General features: G+C 68.4%; 16 protein-coding genes and 1 tRNA gene. 7 read left to right on the top strand and 10 right to left on the bottom strand.

What is annotated here, in order from left to right; all coding sequences use genetic code 11:
• Window position 1: 1 nt before the first annotated feature.
• Window positions 2-967, bottom strand: a complete 966-nt coding sequence (locus ITJ62_RS00250; protein WP_191940573.1) for a nuclear transport factor 2 family protein — start codon at window positions 965-967, stop codon at window positions 2-4.
• 82 nt (window positions 968-1,049) lie between these two features.
• On the opposite strand from ITJ62_RS00250, the gene ITJ62_RS00255 reads away from it, so the two are divergent.
• The 4 genes from ITJ62_RS00255 to ITJ62_RS00270 all read left to right on the top strand — a co-directional run bounded on the left by ITJ62_RS00255 (window position 1,050) and on the right by ITJ62_RS00270 (window position 3,201).
• Entirely contained in the window at window positions 1,050-2,054 is a 1,005-nt protein-coding gene (locus tag ITJ62_RS00255) for a ketopantoate reductase family protein (RefSeq protein ID WP_370581770.1), read from the top strand.
• Window positions 2,055-2,299: 245 nt separating this feature from the next.
• Window positions 2,300-2,542, top strand: a complete 243-nt coding sequence (locus ITJ62_RS00260) for a hypothetical protein (protein ID WP_194599236.1) — start codon at window positions 2,300-2,302, stop codon at window positions 2,540-2,542.
• Between the two features lie 24 nt (window positions 2,543-2,566).
• A complete protein-coding gene (locus tag ITJ62_RS00265; RefSeq protein WP_194599237.1) occupies window positions 2,567-2,854 on the top strand; it encodes a hypothetical protein in 288 nt (95 codons plus the stop codon).
• The gene (locus tag ITJ62_RS00270; protein ID WP_194599238.1) at window positions 2,851-3,201 is read left to right on the top strand and encodes a hypothetical protein; all 351 of its coding nucleotides are present in this window, start codon (window positions 2,851-2,853) and stop codon (window positions 3,199-3,201) included. The genes ITJ62_RS00265 and ITJ62_RS00270 overlap by 4 nt, the downstream gene beginning before the upstream one ends.
• Window positions 3,202-3,254: 53 nt before the next feature.
• Here the strand turns inward: ITJ62_RS00270 and ITJ62_RS00275 are convergent, their stop codons facing one another.
• Window positions 3,255-3,719 carry a hypothetical protein gene (locus ITJ62_RS00275; RefSeq protein WP_194599239.1) on the bottom strand — a complete coding sequence of 155 codons (465 nt, stop codon included), beginning with the start codon at window positions 3,717-3,719 and terminating at the stop codon, window positions 3,255-3,257.
• A gap of 174 nt (window positions 3,720-3,893) precedes the next feature.
• Between ITJ62_RS00275 and ITJ62_RS00280 the strand changes: the two genes are divergently transcribed.
• A complete protein-coding gene (locus tag ITJ62_RS00280; RefSeq protein WP_228497749.1) occupies window positions 3,894-4,304 on the top strand; it encodes a hypothetical protein in 411 nt (136 codons plus the stop codon).
• A 71-nt stretch (window positions 4,305-4,375) separates the two neighbouring features.
• Here ITJ62_RS00280 and ITJ62_RS00285 read toward each other — a convergent pair.
• A tRNA-Ser gene (locus ITJ62_RS00285) sits at window positions 4,376-4,465 on the bottom strand.
• Between the two features lie 109 nt (window positions 4,466-4,574).
• Between ITJ62_RS00285 and radA the strand changes: the two genes are divergently transcribed.
• Window positions 4,575-5,951, top strand: coding sequence for a DNA repair protein RadA (gene radA, locus ITJ62_RS00290; RefSeq protein WP_194599241.1), 1,377 nt, complete (start codon window positions 4,575-4,577; stop codon window positions 5,949-5,951).
• Between the two features lie 169 nt (window positions 5,952-6,120).
• Here radA and ITJ62_RS00295 read toward each other — a convergent pair whose 3' ends face one another.
• The 5 genes from ITJ62_RS00295 to ITJ62_RS00315 form a co-directional block, all read right to left on the bottom strand.
• Entirely contained in the window at window positions 6,121-6,528 is a 408-nt protein-coding gene (locus ITJ62_RS00295) for an SseB family protein (RefSeq protein WP_086474535.1), read from the bottom strand.
• A 90-nt stretch (window positions 6,529-6,618) separates the two neighbouring features.
• Window positions 6,619-7,284, bottom strand: a complete 666-nt coding sequence (locus ITJ62_RS00300; protein WP_194599242.1) for a hypothetical protein — start codon at window positions 7,282-7,284, stop codon at window positions 6,619-6,621.
• 110 nt (window positions 7,285-7,394) lie between these two features.
• Entirely contained in the window at window positions 7,395-12,308 is a 4,914-nt protein-coding gene (locus tag ITJ62_RS00305) for an ExeM/NucH family extracellular endonuclease (RefSeq protein WP_194599243.1), read from the bottom strand.
• Between the two features lie 260 nt (window positions 12,309-12,568).
• Window positions 12,569-13,087, bottom strand: coding sequence for an amino-acid N-acetyltransferase (locus ITJ62_RS00310; protein WP_064294321.1), 519 nt, complete (start codon window positions 13,085-13,087; stop codon window positions 12,569-12,571).
• A 248-nt stretch (window positions 13,088-13,335) separates the two neighbouring features.
• Complete coding sequence (locus ITJ62_RS00315) at window positions 13,336-14,712, bottom strand: glucose-6-phosphate dehydrogenase (protein WP_194599244.1); 1,377 nt, start codon at window positions 14,710-14,712, stop codon at window positions 13,336-13,338.
• 278 nt (window positions 14,713-14,990) lie between these two features.
• Between ITJ62_RS00315 and ITJ62_RS00320 the strand changes: the two genes are divergently transcribed.
• Window positions 14,991-15,917 (top strand): Ppx/GppA phosphatase family protein, encoded by a 927-nt coding sequence (locus ITJ62_RS00320; protein ID WP_137242231.1) that lies wholly within the window; start codon window positions 14,991-14,993, stop codon window positions 15,915-15,917.
• A 127-nt stretch (window positions 15,918-16,044) separates the two neighbouring features.
• Here the strand turns inward: ITJ62_RS00320 and ITJ62_RS00325 are convergent, their stop codons facing one another.
• Window positions 16,045-18,573 carry an ATP-dependent Clp protease ATP-binding subunit gene (locus tag ITJ62_RS00325; RefSeq protein WP_064294324.1) on the bottom strand — a complete coding sequence of 843 codons (2,529 nt, stop codon included), beginning with the start codon at window positions 18,571-18,573 and terminating at the stop codon, window positions 16,045-16,047.
• A 173-nt stretch (window positions 18,574-18,746) separates the two neighbouring features.
• On the bottom strand, window positions 18,747-19,880 hold the full coding sequence (locus ITJ62_RS00330) for a hypothetical protein (protein WP_194599245.1): 1,134 nt from the start codon (window positions 19,878-19,880) through the stop codon (window positions 18,747-18,749).
• Window positions 19,881-20,042 lie beyond the last annotated feature (162 nt).

A 20,042-nucleotide genomic window follows, 5' to 3' on the forward strand; every position in this document is an offset into this window, starting at 1 on the left:
CTCACCCGGCGGTCGGCACCACGTCCCAGTGCTCGCGGATGAGCTTGTCGTCGACGCGGAAGATGTCCGCCGCCAGAACGGGGTCGTCGGCCTTCGCGCCGACGCTCTGCGAGAACGTCCACACGAGGTCGCCGTCGCTCAGGGAGATGACCGACTCCTGCGGCGGGAAGGTCGCGGATCCCGAGAAGAACGACTTGAGTGCCGCCGTTCCGTTCGGTGCGACCGGGTTGTGCTGGAGGTAGGCGGGGTCGAACGCTTTGTCGAGGATCGAGACGTCCTGGTCGCGGAAAAGCGTGTTGTACGCGCTGACCGCGAACGTCCGGTTCTGCTCCTCCTGTTTCTCCGACGGCGCGACCGCGGGCTTCGCCGGGCTGTAGAGGTCGCTGAACATCGTGTTGGTGTTCCCGCTCGCGGGCGTCCCGGTCGCGATCGGCTGATCGAATGCCCAGCGCTCGACGACGGCGCCGTCCCGCACCCGGAACAGGTCGACGGCGGCCTCGCCCGTCCGTTCGTCGGCCGGGTCGGAGGCGACCTGGTAGTGCACGGCGACGAGGTCGCCGTCGGCCGCGGTGTGCTTGACGACCGCCTGCGCCCCGGGGACCCGCGTCCGGTCGGCGGTGAACTCCGCCAGGAGCCCGCTCGGACCGGACTTCTGCCCGGAACCGTGCGCGACGGCGTCGGCCGCGACCAGCTTGTCGGTCGTGGCCACCGCCTTCGAGGAGGCGGGGTCGGGGAAGGCGTCCGTGTAGAGCTTGAGCACGGCGGCGAGGTTCTTCTGCTCGGTCTTCGAGTCGCTGCGGTCGCCCGTCGAGCCGCCGTCGGCGCTTCCCTTCCGCGCCGTCGAGACCGAGGACGACGGATCGGGCACGGCTGCCGAGGTGGCCTGGCACCCCGCAAGGAGCGAGACGCCGGCGAGGACGGCGGCGGTGCGGACGAGGGGGACGACGAAGGCACGTGATCTGGTCATGGAATCACTGTGCGACGGCGTTCTGAACCTCAGGTGAGGTGTCCCTGGGCTTCGCTGGGAATCCGTGTTTTTCAGTTCTGCGGTGCCTCGTCGAGACTCTTCGTCTTCGAGGTTTCGATTCCGGCCTTCTATGCGTCAGGTGGCATACCGTCCACGCGACGATAGTCGGATGAAGATCTTGATCGTGGGAGCCGGCGCAACAGGAATAGCTGTCGGGGTTCGACTGGCGGAAGCAGGTCGGGATGTCACCTACCTGGTTCGACCAGAGCGTCGACGACGACTCGAGCGGCACGGGGTGACGCTGACCGAACCCGCCGGAAAGCACGTGCTCGATGCTTCCGCGGTCACTGCCGACGCGCTGACCGGTCCCTTCGACCTGATCATCGTCGCTGTGAAAGCAAGCGCACTCGCCGCGGTGGTCGAAGACCTCGCTCCCGCCGTCGGCCCAACGACGGTCATCGTTCCGCTCCTCAACGGGTTGCGACACCTCGACATCCTCTCCGATCACTATCCGGGACGGGTCGCCGGCGGCCTCATGAAGATCGTCGCCACCGTGGATGAGGAAGGCGGCGCCGTGCAGATGACCCCGCTGGCCGAGATCACCATAGGGTCGCTCTCCTCGGACTCACCGCTGGGACCGATCGCCACCCTGCTGGACGTGCCGGGCCTGACCGTCATCGACGCGGAGGACATCCGACTGCGTCTCTGGGAGAAGTGGGCGTTCATCGCAGCGGCAGGCATCATCACCTGCCTGTTCGACAACACCGTGGGTCGGATCCAGGAAGCCGGCGGCCGCAGGTACATCGATGCGGCGATCGCGGAGACAGCGGCTGTCGCCATCGCGGCCGGCTATCCGCCGCGCGCGGCTGCTCATGCACAATCCGTCCAGATTCTGGCCGAACCCGGCTCGACCTTCACCTCATCGCTGTTCCGCGACCTCAAGGCGGGGAACTCGACGGAGGCCGAACACATCCTCGGCGACCTGGCAGACCGTGCACGCGATCTCGAGATCCCGACGCCGCTGCTCGATCTGACCCTCGTGCGCCTCCGTGCGGCGGAACTCGACCGGCTGCATCCGGCGAACTGACCTGACACCGCGAGGCGTCGTGCGGTCGGACACCGGACTCGTCAGCCCGGGCGCCGTGCTGAATCCGCGCGTCAGATATCGCCTACTCCAGCGAGCGCGATGGGCACGCGGACCTCAGACGCTCTGAGCCGCTGCCCGACACGAGTAGAGACCGCGCTCGTTCTGGGCATTGTCGATACGCCCCGATCTTCCGAATCGTTTCCTCTACCCTGTGTGCAACGATCGTGATATCCGGGGGGGGCATCGTGGGCCTGATTGAAGACGTGGGTGGTGGGCTGTTGTTCGCGCTCGGACTCCTGCTCGCCGGGCTCGTGCTCTTCCTCGTCCTCGCGCTAGGCACCCAGTACGTGCGGATGCGCCGCCGACGGCCACAGGGCAAGCTGGCGCGCGCCGACGCCGAGCTCCGGGCGCAGTTGTTCGAGGACGGCTTCTCCGAGAAGGAGGTCGCAGACGCGATCCAGGCGTCCCGGACCCGCGATGATGCCTGATCGATTCGACGAAAGGCTCCGTGCATGCTGAACCGTTATGCGCTCGCTCGCACCCTCGGCGGTCTGCTGGGCTTCGGGGTCGGCTACCTCCTTTGGGAGGGGCTGCGGGACGCGATGCTGCGCGAGATCCCCGCTGGTGTGTGGGAAGCGGCGACGGCTTCCGACGCCTTCGTGTCGCTCATCGGCATCGCGGCGGTAGCACTGATCATGACGCCCGGGCTGGTGCTGTCCGCCGTCGCAGAGCAGGCAGAGAGGCGGATGTCGCCCTCCTCGTCTCGCCGGGCGGGTGTCGACGGGAGTCGATCGTCATGAACGAGCCGTGGCTCCTTGCGCTCATTCCGATCTGCAGCGTGCTCGCAGCATGGTCGACGCTCCAGTTCCTCGTGGGACGCAAGCGGATGAGCGTCGGCGTCCTCGTTGGCTTCGTGTGCGTCTACATCCTCTGGGCCTGCGTGGTGTTGTTCGGGGGCGTGGTGCTCGCGCAGATCGGCCCGCCGCCGGCGGAAGCGACGACGCCCTCCGCCAGCGTTGGTCTCTTCGTCGGGTACTTCGGCCTCGTCATCGGCACGCCGGGGGTAGTCGCTGCTCTTGCCTTACTGGCCGGGTACTGGATCCTGGCTCGAGTGTCTTCGCACGCGCGAACACTCGCGGAGGAATGAAAGCGCTCCGTCAAACGAAGGTGGGTGACGGGGCGCACCGACTGGATGGGACGTTACGCGCGTTCGAGGCGGACGGTCATGGTGGTCCCGAGAGCCGTGACCTCATATGAAAGCTCGCCATTCTCGTACGTGAACGTCTTCTTCTCGTCGCCGGACGCCATCATGGCGTTCTCGGTCTTCGAGGTGTCGTTCAGCGAGTCCCAGGTGAATGAGTCGTAGGCGTCCGCCGGCGCGACGACGGTTCCCGCCCAGTAAAGCGACTTCGTTTCCGTCGCCACCCAGTAGATCTCGATCGTGTCGCCGGTGATGGTCGCCGTCTGGAAGCTCTCCTCGCTGTTCGAGTTGGTCTGCTTCCACTCGCCGGTCAGATCGAGCGGTTGCGGCGCCTCGGTGGTCTCCCGCGCGACAGGTGTCCCGGGCTCGTTGTTGCTCACGCCGGAGGAGCAAGCGGCGGAACCGAGAGCGACGGCGAGGAGAAGCGCGAGTGTGGAGACACGCTTCGTGAAGGTACTGTGCATGCGCTCAGCATAGCGATCGCCCAACTTTGGCCCGCGGGGTCACCGCCTCACCTGTCGGCCGATGCTCGTTCCGGTGACGTACCCCATCGACGGAACCCATATTCGAGCCCGCCGAGCACCGGTCCGGCCCCTGGTACGGTCGAAGCTTCGGCTGGACCCGGGGGCGGGGGAACTATGCAAGGTACGGCACGTCGCCGCGCCTGGTCGACGGCGCTCATCATCACCATGGCTCTTGTTCTGGACGTCGCCATGCACGCCTACCCGCTACGCCTCCTGACGCTCGACTTCGAACGGTTCGGCGGCACCGCGGTCCCGTCGAGCGAGGCAATGCGGTTCCCGGAGGGCACCGAACTGCTTCGCGTGCGGAATGCATGCACCAACGCCGGTAACGGCGGTTGCTGGTCCCTCTTCACCGTGCGACCACCGATAGGTGAAGCGCGTGCCGCGTTCGAGGACACCTACCTCGTCGAGTTCGGGCGCGTACCCGGGACCTTCTGGGACCCGCACCCGATCAGCGTCTCGGCGACGGAATTCGGCGACGACGTCTGGGTCGTGCGCGGCGACTATTGGCGGGACACGCCGTAGCGGGATGACGCCAGGTCGACGAAAAGCCCCCTCCGTCCCAATGTTGCTCGGGGATGGAGGGGGCTTCTTCGTGGCGGTACCGGTGGGATTTGAACCCACGGTGCTCTTTCAAGCACACAACTTTTCGAGAGTTGCACCTTCGGCCGCTCGGACACGGTACCGGGGTCGAGTGTAATAGAAGACGAGCGCCGACGCGAATTGAGCGATGCCGGTCATCCACAGGCGGCGCGGAGGGCCAGCGGTGTCGGCGGCCGCGCTTAGGCTGGCCGCATGGCCAAGGCACCCTCCCCCGCATTCCGCTGCACCGAATGCGGCTGGACCACCGCCAAATGGGCCGGCCGATGCGGCGAATGCCAGCAGTGGGGAACGGTCGTCGAAGCGTCGGCTCCCACCGGTGTCCTCGGCAAACTGACGCCGATCCGCGCCACGGACGAACGTGCCGCACGCCCCATCACGCAGGCTCGCGCCGACGAGGCACCGCGCTGGTCGAGCGGCATCGCCGAGTTCGACCGGGTGCTCGGCGGCGGCATCGTCCCCGGCGCCGCGATCCTCCTCTCCGGTGAGCCGGGCGTCGGCAAGTCGACCCTGCTGCTCGAGGTCGCGTCCCGCGCCGCGAAGACCGGCGCCCGCGTCCTCTACGTCAGCGCCGAGGAGTCGGTCGGCCAGGTCCGCCTCCGCGCCGAACGCACCGGCGCCCTCCACGACGACCTCTACCTCGCCTCCGAGACCGACCTCGCCACCATCCTCGGCCACATCGACCAGGTGCAGCCCAAGCTCCTCATCGTCGACTCCGTCCAGACCGTCTCCTCCTCGCAGTCCGACGGCCTCGCCGGACAACCCGGCCAGGTCCGCGAAGTCTCAGCCGTCCTCACCCGCATCGCCAAGGAACGCGACCTCCCGGTCCTGCTCGTCGGCCACGTCACGAAAGACGGCTCGATTGCCGGCCCCCGGCTCCTCGAGCACCTCGTCGACGTCGTCTGCCAGTTCGAAGGCGACCGCCACACCGCGCTCCGCTTCCTCCGCGCGCAGAAGAACCGCTTCGGCGCCACCGATGAGGTCGGCTGCTTCGAGATGGCCGGCGACGGCATCGCCGAGGTCCCCGACCCCAGCGCCCTGTTCCTCAGCCAGAACGAACCCGTGGCCGGCACCTGCGTCACCATCGTCATGGAGGGACGCCGCGCGCTCCCCGTCGAAGTCCAGGCGCTCATCAACAAGACGCAGGCACCGAACCCCCGTCGCGTCACCAACGGCGTCGACCCGTCGCGCGTCGCGATGATCCTCGCGGTGCTGCACGGCCGTTACTCCTACGACCTCACCGACCACGACGTCTACATCTCGACCGTCGGCGGCGTGAAGATCAGCGAACCGGCGGCCGACCTCGCGATCGCCCTCGCCCTCGTCTCCGTCATCCGCGACCTCGCACTCCCCCGCGACCTCGCGGCCTACGGCGAGATCAGCCTCAGCGGCGAAGTGCGCCCGGTGAGCGTTGCGAAACAGCGCGGCTCGGAGGGCAACCGACTCGGCTACAAGCTGCTGCTCAACTCCGACGTCAGCAACGACCTCAAGTCGGTGCTGGGCATCGCGAAGACCGCAGCCGAGGCCGCACAGCCCGCCCGACGCGAACGCGAGCTCGACGCGGCCTTCTGAGCGCACCCGACCACCTGGTCCACGAACCAGGGCCGGGCATGCTGTCCACAACTCCTGCGGACTGGTCCCGCAGGGCCCCAGAACGGGACCTGTCCGCGTTCGGACGACGACGTGCAGGAGTTGTGAACCGAGGACGCCGCCGAGAGCAGGACCTGCTATCCGGGTCGAGCTACTCGGCCGCCGGCGCCTCGAGCTCGAGCACCCGCAGCAGCTCCTCCGGCGACGCCTGCAGCGAGTGCGGACCTGCGACGTCGAAGAGCACCGTCTCGATGTCGTCACCGTAGGTGCGGAGGAAGCTCGCCAGCCAGGCGCCGTCGTGCAGGCCCACGTAGGGAGGCAGGGCGGCCGGCTTGTTCTTCGCATCGGAGAAGAGGAGCAGCGCGAGCCTCGCGGTCTCAGGCTGACGGAACATCCAGACCTCACCGGTCTCCGTCGGCTTGTCGGGGTTGCCCGGCTTCATGAGCGGGACGACGAACCGGCCGTTCCGCAGGGCGAGTGCCACGGCCACCATGTCGCCGGCGGCGAGGGCCGCGGCCAAGGGCTCGGAACGGAACTCGGGTCGCTTCTGCTTCGCCATGCGTCCATTGTCGCAGGCACCGAGAGCGCACGAAGCGTCGCCTCATCCGCGGACAGCGGACGAAACGAGCCCTCTCGGCGACGCGCGAACTCAGTTGAGCAGGAACTGCGCGCTGTCGGCGGAGGCGAAGCCGCCGATCGAGGTGTTCAGGTGGTACGAGGCGCCACCGGCGGGCACCGCGTCGCGCGGCTGGTCGCAGGTGTCGGGCGCCGACCGCGTGCGGTCCCAGGTGATCGGCGGGTTCGACGAGACCGTCTTCCCCGGCTCGAGGAGCACCTGCTGGTCACTCGGTGCCGTCTGGCAGTCGGTCGACGTCCAGTACGGTTCCTCACCGCTCGAAACGGTGAAAACCTGTTGGCTCGTGCCGGCGTTCATCGTGCACGCGGCCGAACCGGTGTTCGTCACGCTCAGCGAGAGCTGCGGCAGTTCGTCCGCCGCGAAGCTCGTGCCGTTCACGACGGCCTCGACCCGGATCTGGTCGGCGGTGCACGCGGCCGCCGAACCGGGGTCGGTGGTCGCGGCCTCATCGATCGGTGCGGTCGTCGACGCCTCAGGAGCCGGCGACGGCGCGGGGGTCGCGGTGGGCGTCGGGGTCGTCTTCGCCGCGGTGTTCTCGGTGCCCGGACCCGACGCGAGCCGGACGATGAGCACGATGACCAGGACGATGACGGCGAGCAGGACGCCGAACACGATCAACCTGCGTCGCCAGTAGACGGCGGGCCGCTCCGGTCCGCGGGGATTCGTGAGGCTCGACATGCTCACAGATTAAGTGCAGTGGCGCGGAAACGCCCGATGCCCCGCCGTCGGTGCGGACCGTGGTCCGACCGATGACGGGGCATCGGGGTGGTGCTGGGTGGTGCGAGCGCCTAGAGCTGCTGCGCCGAGCGACGACGGGCGATCACGAGCGCGAGACCACCGACGAGGAGCAGAGCGGCGAGCGCCGCGTTCCCCCACGGCTCGGCGCCGGTCTTGCTCAGGCTGCCGTCGTGGCTTCCGCCGGCCGTTCCCGAACCGGTCCCGCCACCCGCACCGGGCTGGGTGCCCGGGTCGGTGCCGGGGTCGACCGCCGCAGCCTGCACGACGATGTCCTGCCAGCCGATGACGTTGCCGTCGGCGTCCTGGACGACGAGGCGGTGGGCACCGACCGGCGCGTCCTCAGGAACCGTGACCTGCACGTTGCCGTCCGCGTCGACCTGCACGAGGCCGTCGCTGACGAGGATCGGGTCGGAGTGCAGCCAGACGCTGACCCAGGTGCCGGCGTACTCCTTGCCGACGTGGATCGTGGCGAGCTTGCCGATGATGAAGTCGGTGATCGCCTTGATCAGGTCCTTGAGCGCCTGGATGAGCGCGGACTCCGGTGCGGGCGTCGGCGGCGTGACCACCGGCGGCGTCGCGACCGTGAGCGGCACCGTCAGCGTCGTCCCCGACTCGAGTGCCGTCAGGCGCACCGTCGCCGCGCCGTCAGCGGTACCCGCCGGGACGGTGAAGGACACTGTCGCAGCCCCCGCGGTGACCGGGACCGTTCCGATCGGCGAGCCGTTGAGTTCGATCGTCAGCGAGGTGTTCACCGGGCTGCCGGTCGAGGTGAGGTCGAGCTTCGCGACGTCGAACGAGACCGTCTTCCCTGCGGCGACCGCTGCGGTCGGCGCGTTCGTGACCTGCACGCTCTGACGGGCGAAGTCCGGGGCAACCGGGCTGTTCGCCGTCAGGTACGCGATCCACGCGTCGCGGTCGACGAGACCGGAGTCGCGCGTGTCCGTGCCGTTCGCGAATTCACGGAAGTTGTCGCCACCCTGCAGCAGGAAGCTGAAGGAGCCGATCCGGTAGCTCTTGCTCGGGTCGATCGGCGCACCGTTCACCGTGATGCTCGTGATGCGCTGTCCCTGGGCCTTCGTGGGATCGAACGTGTACTGCACGTTCGACGACAGTCCGAGCTGCAGGTACGGACGGGAAGGGACGTTCCCGGCCGCGTCGAGCTGCCACTGCTGCTCGAGCACGGTCTTGAACTGTGCACCCGTGAGCGAGGTCGTCCAGAGGTTGTTGAGGAACGGCAGCACCGCGTTCGCCTCGGCGTACGTGATGTCGCCCGCGAGGATCTCCTCTCGCATGCCACCCGGGTTGACGATGCCGATGTCGGCTCCGCCCCGGTCGGCACTCGAGAGCGAGGCGCGGAGCGAGTCGGCGACGAGGGCACCGAGCGTCGACTCGGCGCCGCGGTCGTCCTTCACCCCGTTGTTGAACGCACGGGTGATGTCGGCCTTCGCCTCACCGATCTTCTGGTTGCCGATCTCCGCCGCGACCGCGAGGGCCTTGTCGGTGATCGTCTTGACCGTCGCGACCGCCGGGAACTGCTTGACCAGGTCGGCCTCGGCCACCGTGGTGCGTGCGACGTTCTTCGCCGTGTAGGCGGTGACGTCACCCGACGCGCGGTCGACGGTCAGCGTGATCTGACCGATGAACTCGCCGTAGCTGCCGGTCTGGAGCACCGGGCGGGTCTTGCCGGTCACGCCGGGGATCGGAGCGTCCCACGCGTACTGCTTGTGCGTGTGGCCGGTGAAGATGGCGTCGACGTCCGCGCTCGTCGTGGTGACGATCTCGGTGAAGGCGCTCTGTTCGGCGAGCTCCTGCTCGAGGGTCGCGCCGTCCGGCGTGCCGGCTCCGGCACCCTCGTGGTACTCGGCGACGATGACGTCCGCCTCACCGTTGGACTCGTCGCCGTCGGTGAGCTGGGCAGCGACGCGGTTCACAGCCTCGACCGGGTCCCCGAAGTCGAGGTCTGCGATGCCGGCGGGCGACACGAGCGTCGGCGTCTCCTGGGTGATGGCACCGACGACGGCGACCTTCACCCCGTCGATGTCGAGGATCGTGTACTCCTTGAGCGCCGGGTTTTTCGTGCCCTTCTGGTACACGTTGGCCCCGAGGTACGGCCAGGCCGCGTTCTTCCCATCGGCCATGACGCGCTCGACGAGGTCGCCGTAGCCCTGGTCGAACTCGTGGTTGCCCACCGCGGAGGCCTTCAGACCGAGTGCGTTGAGCACGTCGATCGTCGGCTGGTCCTGCTGCGACGACGAAGCGAAGAGCGAGGCGCCGATGTTGTCACCAGCGGAGATGAACGCCGTCTGGTCGGGCGCGAACATCGCCTTGAGCTGCTCGATCGTGCCCGCGAACTTCGTCGTGTTGGCGTCGATCCGACCGTGGAAGTCGTTGATGTTGAGCAGGTTGACGGTCGCTGACTCGCTCGCGTCGGCGCTGATGCCGACGATCACGGGGTCGTGGTCGCTCGAGCGGAACATGTCCGGCACGTTGAAGTCGGTCACGTTCGCGTTGTAGCGGGAGTACTCGAGGGCGATCGACTCGACGGAGTTGATGTTCCACACGTCGGCACCGGTGACGCTCTGGTCGGCTTCCGGCGACGCGAAGATGTGGTCGAGGGACCCGACCGCACCTTCGTACGCGTAGGTGTACTCGCCGGTCTTGGCCTCCTGGCTGATGTAGCCGGCGTCGCGGAGCACGTCCAGCGGGTCCTCGGCGTCGTAGGAGTTGAAGTCACCGACGAGGAAGACCTTCTTCGTGCCGACGTCCTTCGAGACCGTGTCCGCGAAGGTCACGAGGGCCTTGGCCTGACGCGTGCGGTCGCCGGTGAAGGCGCCCTGACCGGTGTTGGCGTTGTCACCGGTGGCTGCTGCCGAGGTGCTCTTCGACTTGAAGTGGTTCGCGATCACGAGGAACGTCGCGGCGTCGTCCGCACCCTTGGGCTTGAACGCCTGCGCGTCGGGCTCACGGGCGTTGTCGAAGGCGGGCGAGTCGAGCAGGATGCGCGATTCACCGACGGTCTCGACCGCGGCGGACTTGTAGATGAAGGCCGTGCGGATGACGTCCTCGTCCGTGGGGACCTTCGCGGGCGACGGGACGAACGTCCAGGTGCCCTCGCCGGCATCGGCGTTGAGCGCCGCGGTCAGCGTCTTGAGGGCGTCGTCGCGGTCGAGGCCGATCGAGGCGGAGTTCTGGATCTCCTCGAGCGAGACGACGTCGGCGTCCAGGGCGTTGATCGCGGAGACGATCTTCGCCTGCTGGCGCGCGAGGCTCTCGGCCGTCGCGGCGCCTCGGACACCGCAACCGGCGGCGTCGGAGTTGTTCACCGTGGTCTTGCCGCCCTGACGGTCGGTGTAGAAGGTGCACCCGGTCCGGGAGTCACCGGTGGTGGCGAAGTAGTTGAGCACGTTGAAGGTCGCGAGGGACACATCGCCACCGACACCGCGAGGCGAGGTGGAGCGCGTGTTCTCGAACGTGGCCGGCTGCACGGTCGCCGTGTTGGCACCGGTCAGCTGCTGCGTGGGCTGGAACTTCCAGTTGCTGTTGCGGAAGTCGAAGACGACCGGAGCGGTGAAGTCGACGGCCGCACCGACCCGGACGGGCGCTGTGGTCGAGAGGTACGGCAGCGGGGTGCCGGTGTTCTCCGCCTTCGAGAAGTCGACGGTCGCGCCGTCATCGAGGACGACCTTCTCAGCCGGGACCCGGGCCGCGGCGGCGAGGGCCTCAGCGGAACCGGGCTTGCCGAGGACCGTCGGCGTGACGAACGGCGTCGTCGATGCCGCGAGCGCGATCTCGCCGTAGCGGTTCGTGCTGTAGTTGTCGGTGACCGTGTAGTCGCCGGCGGGGTCGAGCAGCATGCCCTCGAGGCGTTCGCGCTCCTCGTCGGTCGCCGGGAAGGCGACACTCGCGGCGGTCGGTGCGGTGACGCCGGTGGTGTCGAGCGCCGAGACGGCGGCCGCGTCTGTGACCTTCAGCTGCGTCAGTCCGTAGTACTCGTCCACGACGCCGGTGACCTGCAGGTACTGGCCGACGGTGACGGTGCCGACGGTGGCCGGCGAGTAGACGAAGACGCCGTCGGACGCGAGGTGCGTCGCGGGGTCGATCGTCCCGCCGGTGCCCGCGGTCTGCAGGTAGTAGCCGTTGAAGCCGCCGGTCGGGAAGCTCGCGGTGACGAAGCCCGTGGTGGTGACCGTCTGGCCGACCATCGTGCTCGCGGCACCGGTGCCCTGGATCTCCGCGATCGTCGCCGTACCGGGCTCGACCGGCGTGGTCGGGTCGGTGGGCTCGGGAGTCGGCTCCGGGGTGGGCTCAGGGTCGACCGGGGTGTCGCCCGCGCTGTTCTGCGGCGTGACCGTGTCGCTGAGTGTGAAGTCGGCGGCGTTGCTGTCGGTGTCGGCGAAGGCGGTGCGCGCGATCGACTGCGGCACGTTGTTCGCTGATGGTGCGGGCGACACGGCGGTCTCGAAGGTGTTCGACGTGCCGTAGCCGAGGAGGTCGACGACGGCGGGGTCGCCGACGACGGAGCCGGCCGTGAGGGTCACTGGGGAGGTCGAGGCGACGAGGGCGATCGTGCCCTTGGAGCCCGACGCGTTCAGCTCGCTGGTCACGTCGGGTGTCGGCAGAGCCGCGCCGACCGCGCCGTTGCTGCTGCCCGAGACGAGGAAGTAGCCGCCGGCCGCGATCTTCCCGGTGAGTGGAACCGTCGTCGACGACGCCGCGGTGCTGGTCGCCGAGCGGTACTGGATCGACCAGCCGCTGACGTCGACCGCCGCGTCGCTCGGGTTGTAGAGCTCGACGAACTTGTTCAGGTAGGGCGCGTTCGCGCTCCCGCCCGAGAGGTAGGCCTCGTTGATGACGACGCCGACGCCGTCGGTCGAGGCGACGGCTGGTGTCGCCACGAGGGGTGCGGCGACGAGCCCGGCAAGGGCGGCGAAGGCGGACAGCCTCCACGGGTGTTTGAACGACATGTGGCTCCGAATCGAGGGCCGTCCCCGTTCGGAGCGCGCGACAACGCACCCCCCATTCGAGGCACAGACGATGGGTAGTGCCTCACAAGCTAACCGACATGCGTGACGGAAGACCACCGCGAATGTGAACGGCACGTAAATCCGGGCCTGCTCATGTGAGCACGGGCCTCGCGCTGGAAACGACGGAAAACGCTGATCAGCACGGCATTGTGAACGGTCTCATCAGTCACGCCGACGAGCACCAACCTTCAAGCTGTGGTTCAGAGCAGCTTGAGCATCCGGGTGTTACCGAGCGTATTCGGCTTGACCCGCGCGAGGTCGAGGAACTCCGCAACACCTTCGTCCGATGAGCGCACGAGCTGTGCGTAGACCTCGGGTGGGACGATCTCCTCGCCGATCTCCTGATAGCCGTGCCTCGTGAAGAAGCCGGTTTCGAAGGTCAGGCAGAACAGGCGACGCAGGCCGAGCTCGATCGCGTCGTGCTCGAGGCGCTCGACGAGCGCGTGACCGACCCCGGTGCCGAGGTGGTCTGCGGAGACGGCGAGCGTGCGGACCTCACCGAGGTCCTCCCAGATGACGTGCAGCGCGCCGCAGCCGATGAGTTCGCCGTCGGGTGTCTCGGCGACGCGGAACTCCTGGACCGCTTCGTAGAACACGACGTCGTCCTTGCCGAGGAGGATGCGCTGCTGCACGAGTGGTTCCACGAGCGCCTGGATGCGGCGGACATCGCTCGTGCGGGCGCGACGGACCACATACCCCTGCTGAGCCTGCTCGACCATCCCGCCTCCTCCTGTCAGAACCTCCGAGCAGTCTACTGACGCCAGCGCGGTGCTCCCGACTGAGCGCGGGTTGGTGGGCGTCAGCGCGGTGCGCTCGAGCGAGCGCTGCCGAAGCGGCGTGAGCGCTACCCAGCCGCGCGAGCGCGGGCCTCCAGAGGGGCGCGCTCGGTCCGGTGGGGCGCGCTCACGTCAGCGCACCGCGCTGGCGCCGGACACCGGAGTGACGGCACCGGATCACGAGGGGCGGATCAGTGCCAGGACCTCGGACCCGCGGTGCCGGCCGGGTAGGTGTCGATGGACACCTCGTCCTTGCGCCACGCCTTGAGGACCGGTGCGACGATCCGCCAGCACTGCTCGGCGACGTCACCGCGCACCGACAGGGTCGGGTCACCCTCGAGGATGCTCGACAGGACCTCGCCGTAGGCACTGAGCTGCCCTGCCTGGAGTTCGGCGTGGAGGGCGACCGGGTCCAGCTCGAAGGGGTCGTCCTCACCGTTGATCATCAGGTCGAGGTCGAGCGACGCCGGCTTCAGGCCGATGCGGAGCCGCGCCGGGGTCTTCATGCCGTGCAGGCCGGACGGGAGGTGCGGCACCGGCTTGAAGGTGAAGACGATCTCCTGACGGGTGTCCGCCAGCGCCTTCCCGGACCGCAGCACGAACGGGACACCGGCCCAACGCCAGTTGTCGATCGCGAGCGTCATCTCGGCGAGCGTCTCCGTGTGGTGCGACGGGTCCACGCCCTGCTCGTCGACGTAGGCGGGCAGCTTGCGGTCGCCGATCGTCCCGGCGCCGTAGCGTGCACGCCGACTCTCCGTGCCGTTCGCCTTCCACGGTCGGGTCGCCCGCAGCACCTGGGCCATGCCGCCACGCAGATCTTCGGCATCGACGCTCGCCGGTGGCTCCATGGCCGCGAATGCGAGGACGAGGAGCAGGTGACTCTGGATCATGTCGATCAGCGCGCCCGCACGGTCGTAGTACCCGGCGCGACCCTCGAGGGCCAGCTGCTCGTCGAAGACGATGTCGACGCGTTCGACGTTGTCGGCGGAGAGGAGCGGTTCGAAGATGCGGTTCGCGAAGCGGAGGCCCAGCAGGTTGAGGACCGTCGACTTGCCGAGGAAGTGGTCGACGCGGAACACCTGCTCCTCCGGCACCAGGTGCTGGAGCAGACGGTTGAGCGAGCGGGCGGAGGCGTAGTCGGTGCCGAACGGCTTCTCGAGAGCGAGCATGATGCCCTTGGGGAGCTCCAGCTTCCGCAGCGCCTTGCAGGCGAGCAGGGTGATGGCGGGCGGCAGGGCGAAGTAAAGGGCGACGTTCGGTCCGGCGGCCGCGAGGACGCGTTCGAGTGACGCCGGGTCGGAGACGTCGGCCTGCACGTAGGTGGTCTCGGCGACGATCGTCTCGGCGAGCTTCGACGGGGCGTCCGCGAACGCGGTCTTGACGCGCTTCCGCCAGGCCTCGTCACTCGACTCGGAGCGGTCGACTCCGATGAGGCGCACCGCCTCGCCACGCGGGGAGGCGAGGAGCGACGCGAGTCCCGGCAACAGGAGTCGGGCCGTGAGATCGCCCCCGGCACCGAGGATCACGAGGGTTCGAGGGGCGGAGGATTCCGAGGTGGCGGCGGTCATGCGGCGATCCTACGCGGTGGGCCGACGAGGTCGCGCGGCCTTGCGCCCTCCCGAGGTCTATCCCGGTCCAGCGCGGTGCGCTGACGCGAGCGCGAGGGTGTGGGCGTCAGCGCGGTGCGCTGACGCGAGTGGCGCGGCATCGGCCTCACCGCGGGTCAAGGACGTGGGCGCGCCCCTCCGGAGACCCGCGCTCACGCCCTGGACCCGCGCTCACGTCAGCGCACCGCGCTGGCGACCCACCACAGCACACCCGGGCGGGCAGGCAGTACTGTGAGTGCATGCGACTCGGAGTCCTCGACGTGGGATCGAACACCGTCCACCTGCTCATCGTCGATGCCCACCCTGGAGCACGGCCGATCCCCCAGTCGTCGCACAAGTCGGTGCTGCGACTCATGCGATACCTCACGCCGGATGGATCGATCAGCGAGGAGGGCGTCGCGGTCATCCTCGAGTCGATCGGTGCAGCGGCGGCGATCGCCCGGGAGAGCGGCCTCGACGAACTGCTCTCGATGGCGACCTCGGCCATCCGTGAGGCGACGAACGGGCCGGAGGTCCTCGCCCTCGTCGAGGAACGGACCGGCATCGCCCTGCAGGTCCTCTCCGGTGACGACGAGGCGAAGCTCACCTTCCTCGCCGTCCGCCGCTGGTACGGCTGGTCGGCCGGCGAGATGCTCCTCCTCGACATCGGTGGCGGTTCACTCGAGATCGCGGCCGGCGGCGACGAATACCCCGATGTCGCGATCTCCCTGCCGCTCGGCGCCGGCCGCTCCACCGTCGGCTTCCTCCACGACGACCCACCGACCGCCGCCCAGCAGGAGGCACTCCGCCTGCACGCCCGCGAGGTGCTCACCGCCGCACTCCCCGCGTTCGCCGAGGAGCCCGACGCCCATCACGTCGTCGGGTCGTCCAAGACCATCCGCTCCCTCGCACGCCTCGCAGGATCGGTGGCCGACGGCATCGGTGGCACCGAACGGTCGCTGCTCCGGCGCAGCCAGCTCGACGACTGGATCCCGCGCCTCGCCCGCATTCCGGCGGAGGCCCGCCCCGCGCTCCCCGGGATCACCGCCGACCGGACCTTCCAGATCGTCGCCGGCGGCATCGTCCTGTCCGAGGCGATGGCCGCCTTCCGCGTCCGCGAGCTCGACGTCTCCCCCTGGGCGCTCCGCGAGGGCATCATCCTCCGGTACCTCGACCGCCTCGGCTGACCGCCGCCGTTCGTTCACCCAGGTTTGGGCGAGTGAGCGCCGAATCGCCCGAAGAAAGGCGAACGCACACGTCCCGACACGACGAAGGCCCCCACTCCGCGGAGTGGGGGCCTTCGGTGACTCGGGACTACTCGCCCGTGATGGCGAGGTCCGGCGTGGCCGAACCCGTACCGAGCGACGCCTGCGCGTTGACCCCGGCACCGACCGACTCACCGCGAGCCGAGGTCGTGAAGGCGAATGCACCGTTCACGAAGTCGACGTGCACGTGGTCACCGGCGTTGAGCTCACCGTGGAGGATCTGCTCGCTGAGCTGGTCCTCCACCTCGCGCTGCATCGCACGACGCAGCGGACGAGCACCGAGGGTCGGGTCGAAGCCGACCTCGATGAGGCGCTCCTTCGCCGGCAGCGTGAGCTCGATCGTCATGTCGCGGTCGAGCAGACGCTCCGAGAGACGCTTCGTGAACAGGTCCACGATCTGCAGGAGCTCCGGCTTCGACAGCTGCGGGAACACGATGATGTCGTCGACACGGTTCAGGAACTCGGGCTTGAAGTGCTTCTTCAGCTCCTCGTTCACCTTGCCGCGCATGATGTCGTACCCGGTCGAGGCGTTGCCCTCGATCTGGAAGCCGACCGGACCACCGGCGATGTCGCGAGCACCGAGGTTGGTGGTCATGATGATGACGGTGTTCTTGAAGTCGACGACGCGACCCTGACCATCCGTCAACCGGCCCTCTTCCAGGATCTGGAGGAGCGAGTTGAAGATGTCGGGGTGGGCCTTCTCGATCTCGTCGAAGAGCACGACGCTGAATGGCTTGCGACGCACCTTCTCGGTGAGCTGGCCGCCCTCTTCGAAGCCGACGAACCCGGGAGGAGCACCGAACAGTCGCGAGACCGTGTGCTTCTCGCCGTACTCCGACATGTCGAGGGAGATCAGCGCGCCTTCGTCGTCGAACAGGAACTCTGCGAGCGCCTTCGCGAGCTCGGTCTTACCGACACCCGTGGGGCCGGCGAAGATGAACGAGCCCGAGGGACGCTTCGGGTCCTTGAGGCCGGCACGCGTGCGGCGGATGGTCTTGGAGAGCGCCGAGATGGCCTCCTCCTGACCGATGACCCGTTGGTGCAGCGCCTTCTCCATGAAGACGAGTCGCGAGGACTCCTCCTCCGTGAGCTTGAAGACGGGGATGCCGGTCGCCTGGGCGAGCACCTCGGCGATCAGGCCCTCGTCGACCTCGGCGGTCGTCTTGACGTCGCCCGAGCGCCACTGCTTCTCGAGGCGCAGACGCTCGCCGAGGAGGTTCTTCTCCTCGTCGCGGAGCGACGCCGCCTTCTCGAAGTCCTGCTCCTCGATGGCCGTCTCCTTGGCCTCGCGGACGCCGGCGATCTTGTCGTCGAACTCGCGAAGCTCCGGCGGGCTCGAGAGGATCGACAGACGCAGGCGTGCGCCGGCCTCGTCGATCAGGTCGATGGCCTTGTCGGGCAGGAAGCGGTCGGAGATGTAGCGGTCGGCGAGGTTCGCCGCCGAGACGAGCGCGCCGTCGGTGATGGACACCTTGTGGTGTGCCTCGTACCGGTCGCGCAGCCCCTTAAGGATGTTGATCGTGTGGGGCAGCGACGGCTCCATGACCTGGATCGGCTGGAAGCGGCGCTCGAGTGCGGCGTCCTTCTCGAAGTGCTTGCGGTACTCGTCGAGCGTGGTGGCACCGATGGTCTGGAGCTCACCGCGCGCGAGCAGCGGCTTGAGGATGGAGGCCGCGTCGATCGCACCTTCGGCGGCACCGGCACCCACGAGGGTGTGGATCTCGTCGATGAAGACGATGATGTCGCCGCGGGTGCGGATCTCCTTGGTGACCTTCTTCAGGCGCTCCTCGAAGTCACCGCGGTAGCGGCTACCGGCGATGAGCGAGCCGAGGTCGAGCGAGTACAGCTGCTTGTCCTTCAGCGTCTCCGGGACATCGCCCTTGACGATCGCCTGAGCGAGACCCTCGACGACGGCGGTCTTGCCGACGCCGGGCTCACCGATGAGGACCGGGTTGTTCTTCGAGCGACGGGAGAGGATCTGCATGACCCGCTCCATCTCCTTGTCGCGACCGATGACCGGGTCGAGCTTGTTGTCGCGCGCGGCCTGCGTGAGGTTGCGGCCGAACTGGTCGAGGATCTGCGACCCGCCCTGCGCCTGCTGCTCACTCTGGTTGCCGCCGACCGGGGCTGCTTCCTTGCCCTGGTAGCCGGACAGCAGCTGGATGACCTGCTGGCGCACACGGTTGAGGTCGGCGCCGAGCTTCACGAGGACCTGGGCTGCGACGCCCTCGCCCTCGCGGATGAGGCCGAGCAGGATGTGCTCCGTGCCGATGTAGTTGTGGCCGAGCTGCAGCGCTTCGCGCAGGCTCAGCTCCAGCACCTTCTTGGCGCGCGGCGTGAACGGGATGTGTCCCGTCGGCTGCTGCTGGCCGGTGCCGATGATGTCGGTGACCTGCTCACGCACGGCATCGAGGGAGATCCCGAGGGACTCGAGTGCCTTGGCGGCGACTCCTTCTCCCTCGTGGATGAGGCCGAGCAGGATGTGCTCAGTCCCGATGTAGTTGTGGTTGAGCATCTTGGCCTCTTCCTGGGCCAGGACGACGACACGACGCGCACGGTCGGTGAATCTCTCGAACATGATCACTCTCCTCCGGCACCGGGCAGGGTGGTGATGCCGTTAGTAGGAGCGTAACGACCGCCGCAGCTCTCTTCGCCCCTGTTCGCCGTGGGCGTGATGCGCGGCCACCGGGAACGCCGCAGCGCACGTGCACCGGGCACGTGCGCTGCGGGTGTCGGCTGATCGCGGCTCGGTCAGACCGGGAACCGGACGGTCGCCGCGAGCGCGCCCCCACCGGGGACGTCGTCGGCGCGGACGGCGAGGATCCGGGCGTCGGAGAGCAGCGCCCGGCGGAGGATCTCGTCGATCACGCCGTAGTTCGTCGCGTCGGCGTCGTCGGCGAGGGTGACGACACCGGTGGTCTCGTCGACCGTGCCCGGCAGGTTGCTGTCGATGTCGACGAACAGGGTGTCGACCGCGTTCGCCGTCGCGGCGCGCGCGACGTCGCCGAGGTCGGTCACGGCTCGCCCGTTCGACGCGCGCGTGCCGAACTCCTCGCACAGCGCGCGCAGTTCGGCGGCGTACAACTCGTCGAGGATCGGGCGGGCCGCTGCGGCGAGCTGCTCGTCCGAGCGCTCCTGCTGGTTACCCTCGATCTCGGGCTTCACGAGGTGCTTGTAGCTCGAGACGGACCGGAAGATCCCCGTCATCGGTTCCGCGCCCGCGAGGATGAGCGGCTCCTTCGAACCGGCGAGCACCGGCGACAACGCCTTGTTGATCGCCTGCGCGTACTCCTGCATGCGGATCTTCTGCCCCTCGGCGCCCTGGATGCGACCCAGCTGTTCGCGCCCGTTCGAGCCCCGGCCCCGGATGGAGTCGACGTGGGCGGCCGCGGCGACGTCCTCGGGGACGTCCAACTCGATGCTGGTCGCCGGGAGGTCCCGCGCGACCGCGACGAGCCGGACCCCACTCTGCGCCAGGGCGAGGACATAGGCCGACTGCGGGAAGGTGAGGGCGCGCATGAGCGGCTTGATGTAGAAGCGGTCGGACACCTCGGAGCAGGACCGCAGGACGTTGGGCACCCGGAAGTAGCGGGTGAGGGACGGGCTGACGAAGATCGCCAGGCTCGACGACAGGTACCGCAGGAAGTCCGGATCCTCCAGGAGACGATCGATCTCCGACGTGAACCGCGCGATGTCGGCACGATCCGCTCCCGCGGCCGTCAACTGCTCCACGGCGTGTTTGACCTGGTTCTTGAGGTCCAACCGGATGTGGCTCGTATCGGCCGGGTTGGTGCTCGTCTCGAGGTAGATGGACACGCTCGAGGCTTCTCGGGCGGTCGCGAGCTCGACGATGTCGGAGCGGGTCGGAATATCGGTGTGGTGCACTGATGCCTCCTTCGATCGCGTCAGGCGAAGGGTCGACCGGGAGCAGGCGACGCCGTCGTGGGCCTGACTTGCCCCCAGTATAGGGAGCCACCGGAGCCCGGTCCTGGACCGATGCTGCGGAGATTCAGAGCCGGTGCTCAGGCGCGACGGTCGGCGCAGGCA

This window comes from Plantibacter sp. VKM Ac-2876 (assembly GCF_015350715.1).
GTDB lineage: Bacteria > Actinomycetota > Actinomycetes > Actinomycetales > Microbacteriaceae > Plantibacter > Plantibacter auratus.

What these genes read in the sequence shown, in the direction of transcription:
- ITJ62_RS00250 (WP_191940573.1), bottom strand. Translation starts at nt 967, where the DNA reads ATGACCAGATCACGTGCCTTCGTCGTCCCCCTCGTCCGCACCGCCGCC.
- ITJ62_RS00265 (WP_194599237.1), top strand. Translation starts at nt 2,567, where the DNA reads ATGCTGAACCGTTATGCGCTCGCTCGCACCCTCGGCGGTCTGCTGGGC.
- ITJ62_RS00270 (WP_194599238.1), top strand. Translation starts at nt 2,851, where the DNA reads ATGAACGAGCCGTGGCTCCTTGCGCTCATTCCGATCTGCAGCGTGCTC.
- ITJ62_RS00275 (WP_194599239.1), bottom strand. Translation starts at nt 3,719, where the DNA reads ATGCACAGTACCTTCACGAAGCGTGTCTCCACACTCGCGCTTCTCCTC.
- ITJ62_RS00280 (WP_228497749.1), top strand. Translation starts at nt 3,894, where the DNA reads ATGCAAGGTACGGCACGTCGCCGCGCCTGGTCGACGGCGCTCATCATC.
- radA (WP_194599241.1), top strand. Translation starts at nt 4,575, where the DNA reads ATGGCCAAGGCACCCTCCCCCGCATTCCGCTGCACCGAATGCGGCTGG.
- ITJ62_RS00295 (WP_086474535.1), bottom strand. Translation starts at nt 6,528, where the DNA reads ATGGCGAAGCAGAAGCGACCCGAGTTCCGTTCCGAGCCCTTGGCCGCG.
- ITJ62_RS00300 (WP_194599242.1), bottom strand. Translation starts at nt 7,284, where the DNA reads ATGTCGAGCCTCACGAATCCCCGCGGACCGGAGCGGCCCGCCGTCTAC.
- ITJ62_RS00305 (WP_194599243.1), bottom strand. Translation starts at nt 12,308, where the DNA reads ATGTCGTTCAAACACCCGTGGAGGCTGTCCGCCTTCGCCGCCCTTGCC.
- ITJ62_RS00310 (WP_064294321.1), bottom strand. Translation starts at nt 13,087, where the DNA reads ATGGTCGAGCAGGCTCAGCAGGGGTATGTGGTCCGTCGCGCCCGCACG.
- ITJ62_RS00315 (WP_194599244.1), bottom strand. Translation starts at nt 14,712, where the DNA reads ATGACCGCCGCCACCTCGGAATCCTCCGCCCCTCGAACCCTCGTGATC.
- ITJ62_RS00320 (WP_137242231.1), top strand. Translation starts at nt 14,991, where the DNA reads ATGCGACTCGGAGTCCTCGACGTGGGATCGAACACCGTCCACCTGCTC.
- ITJ62_RS00325 (WP_064294324.1), bottom strand. Translation starts at nt 18,573, where the DNA reads ATGTTCGAGAGATTCACCGACCGTGCGCGTCGTGTCGTCGTCCTGGCC.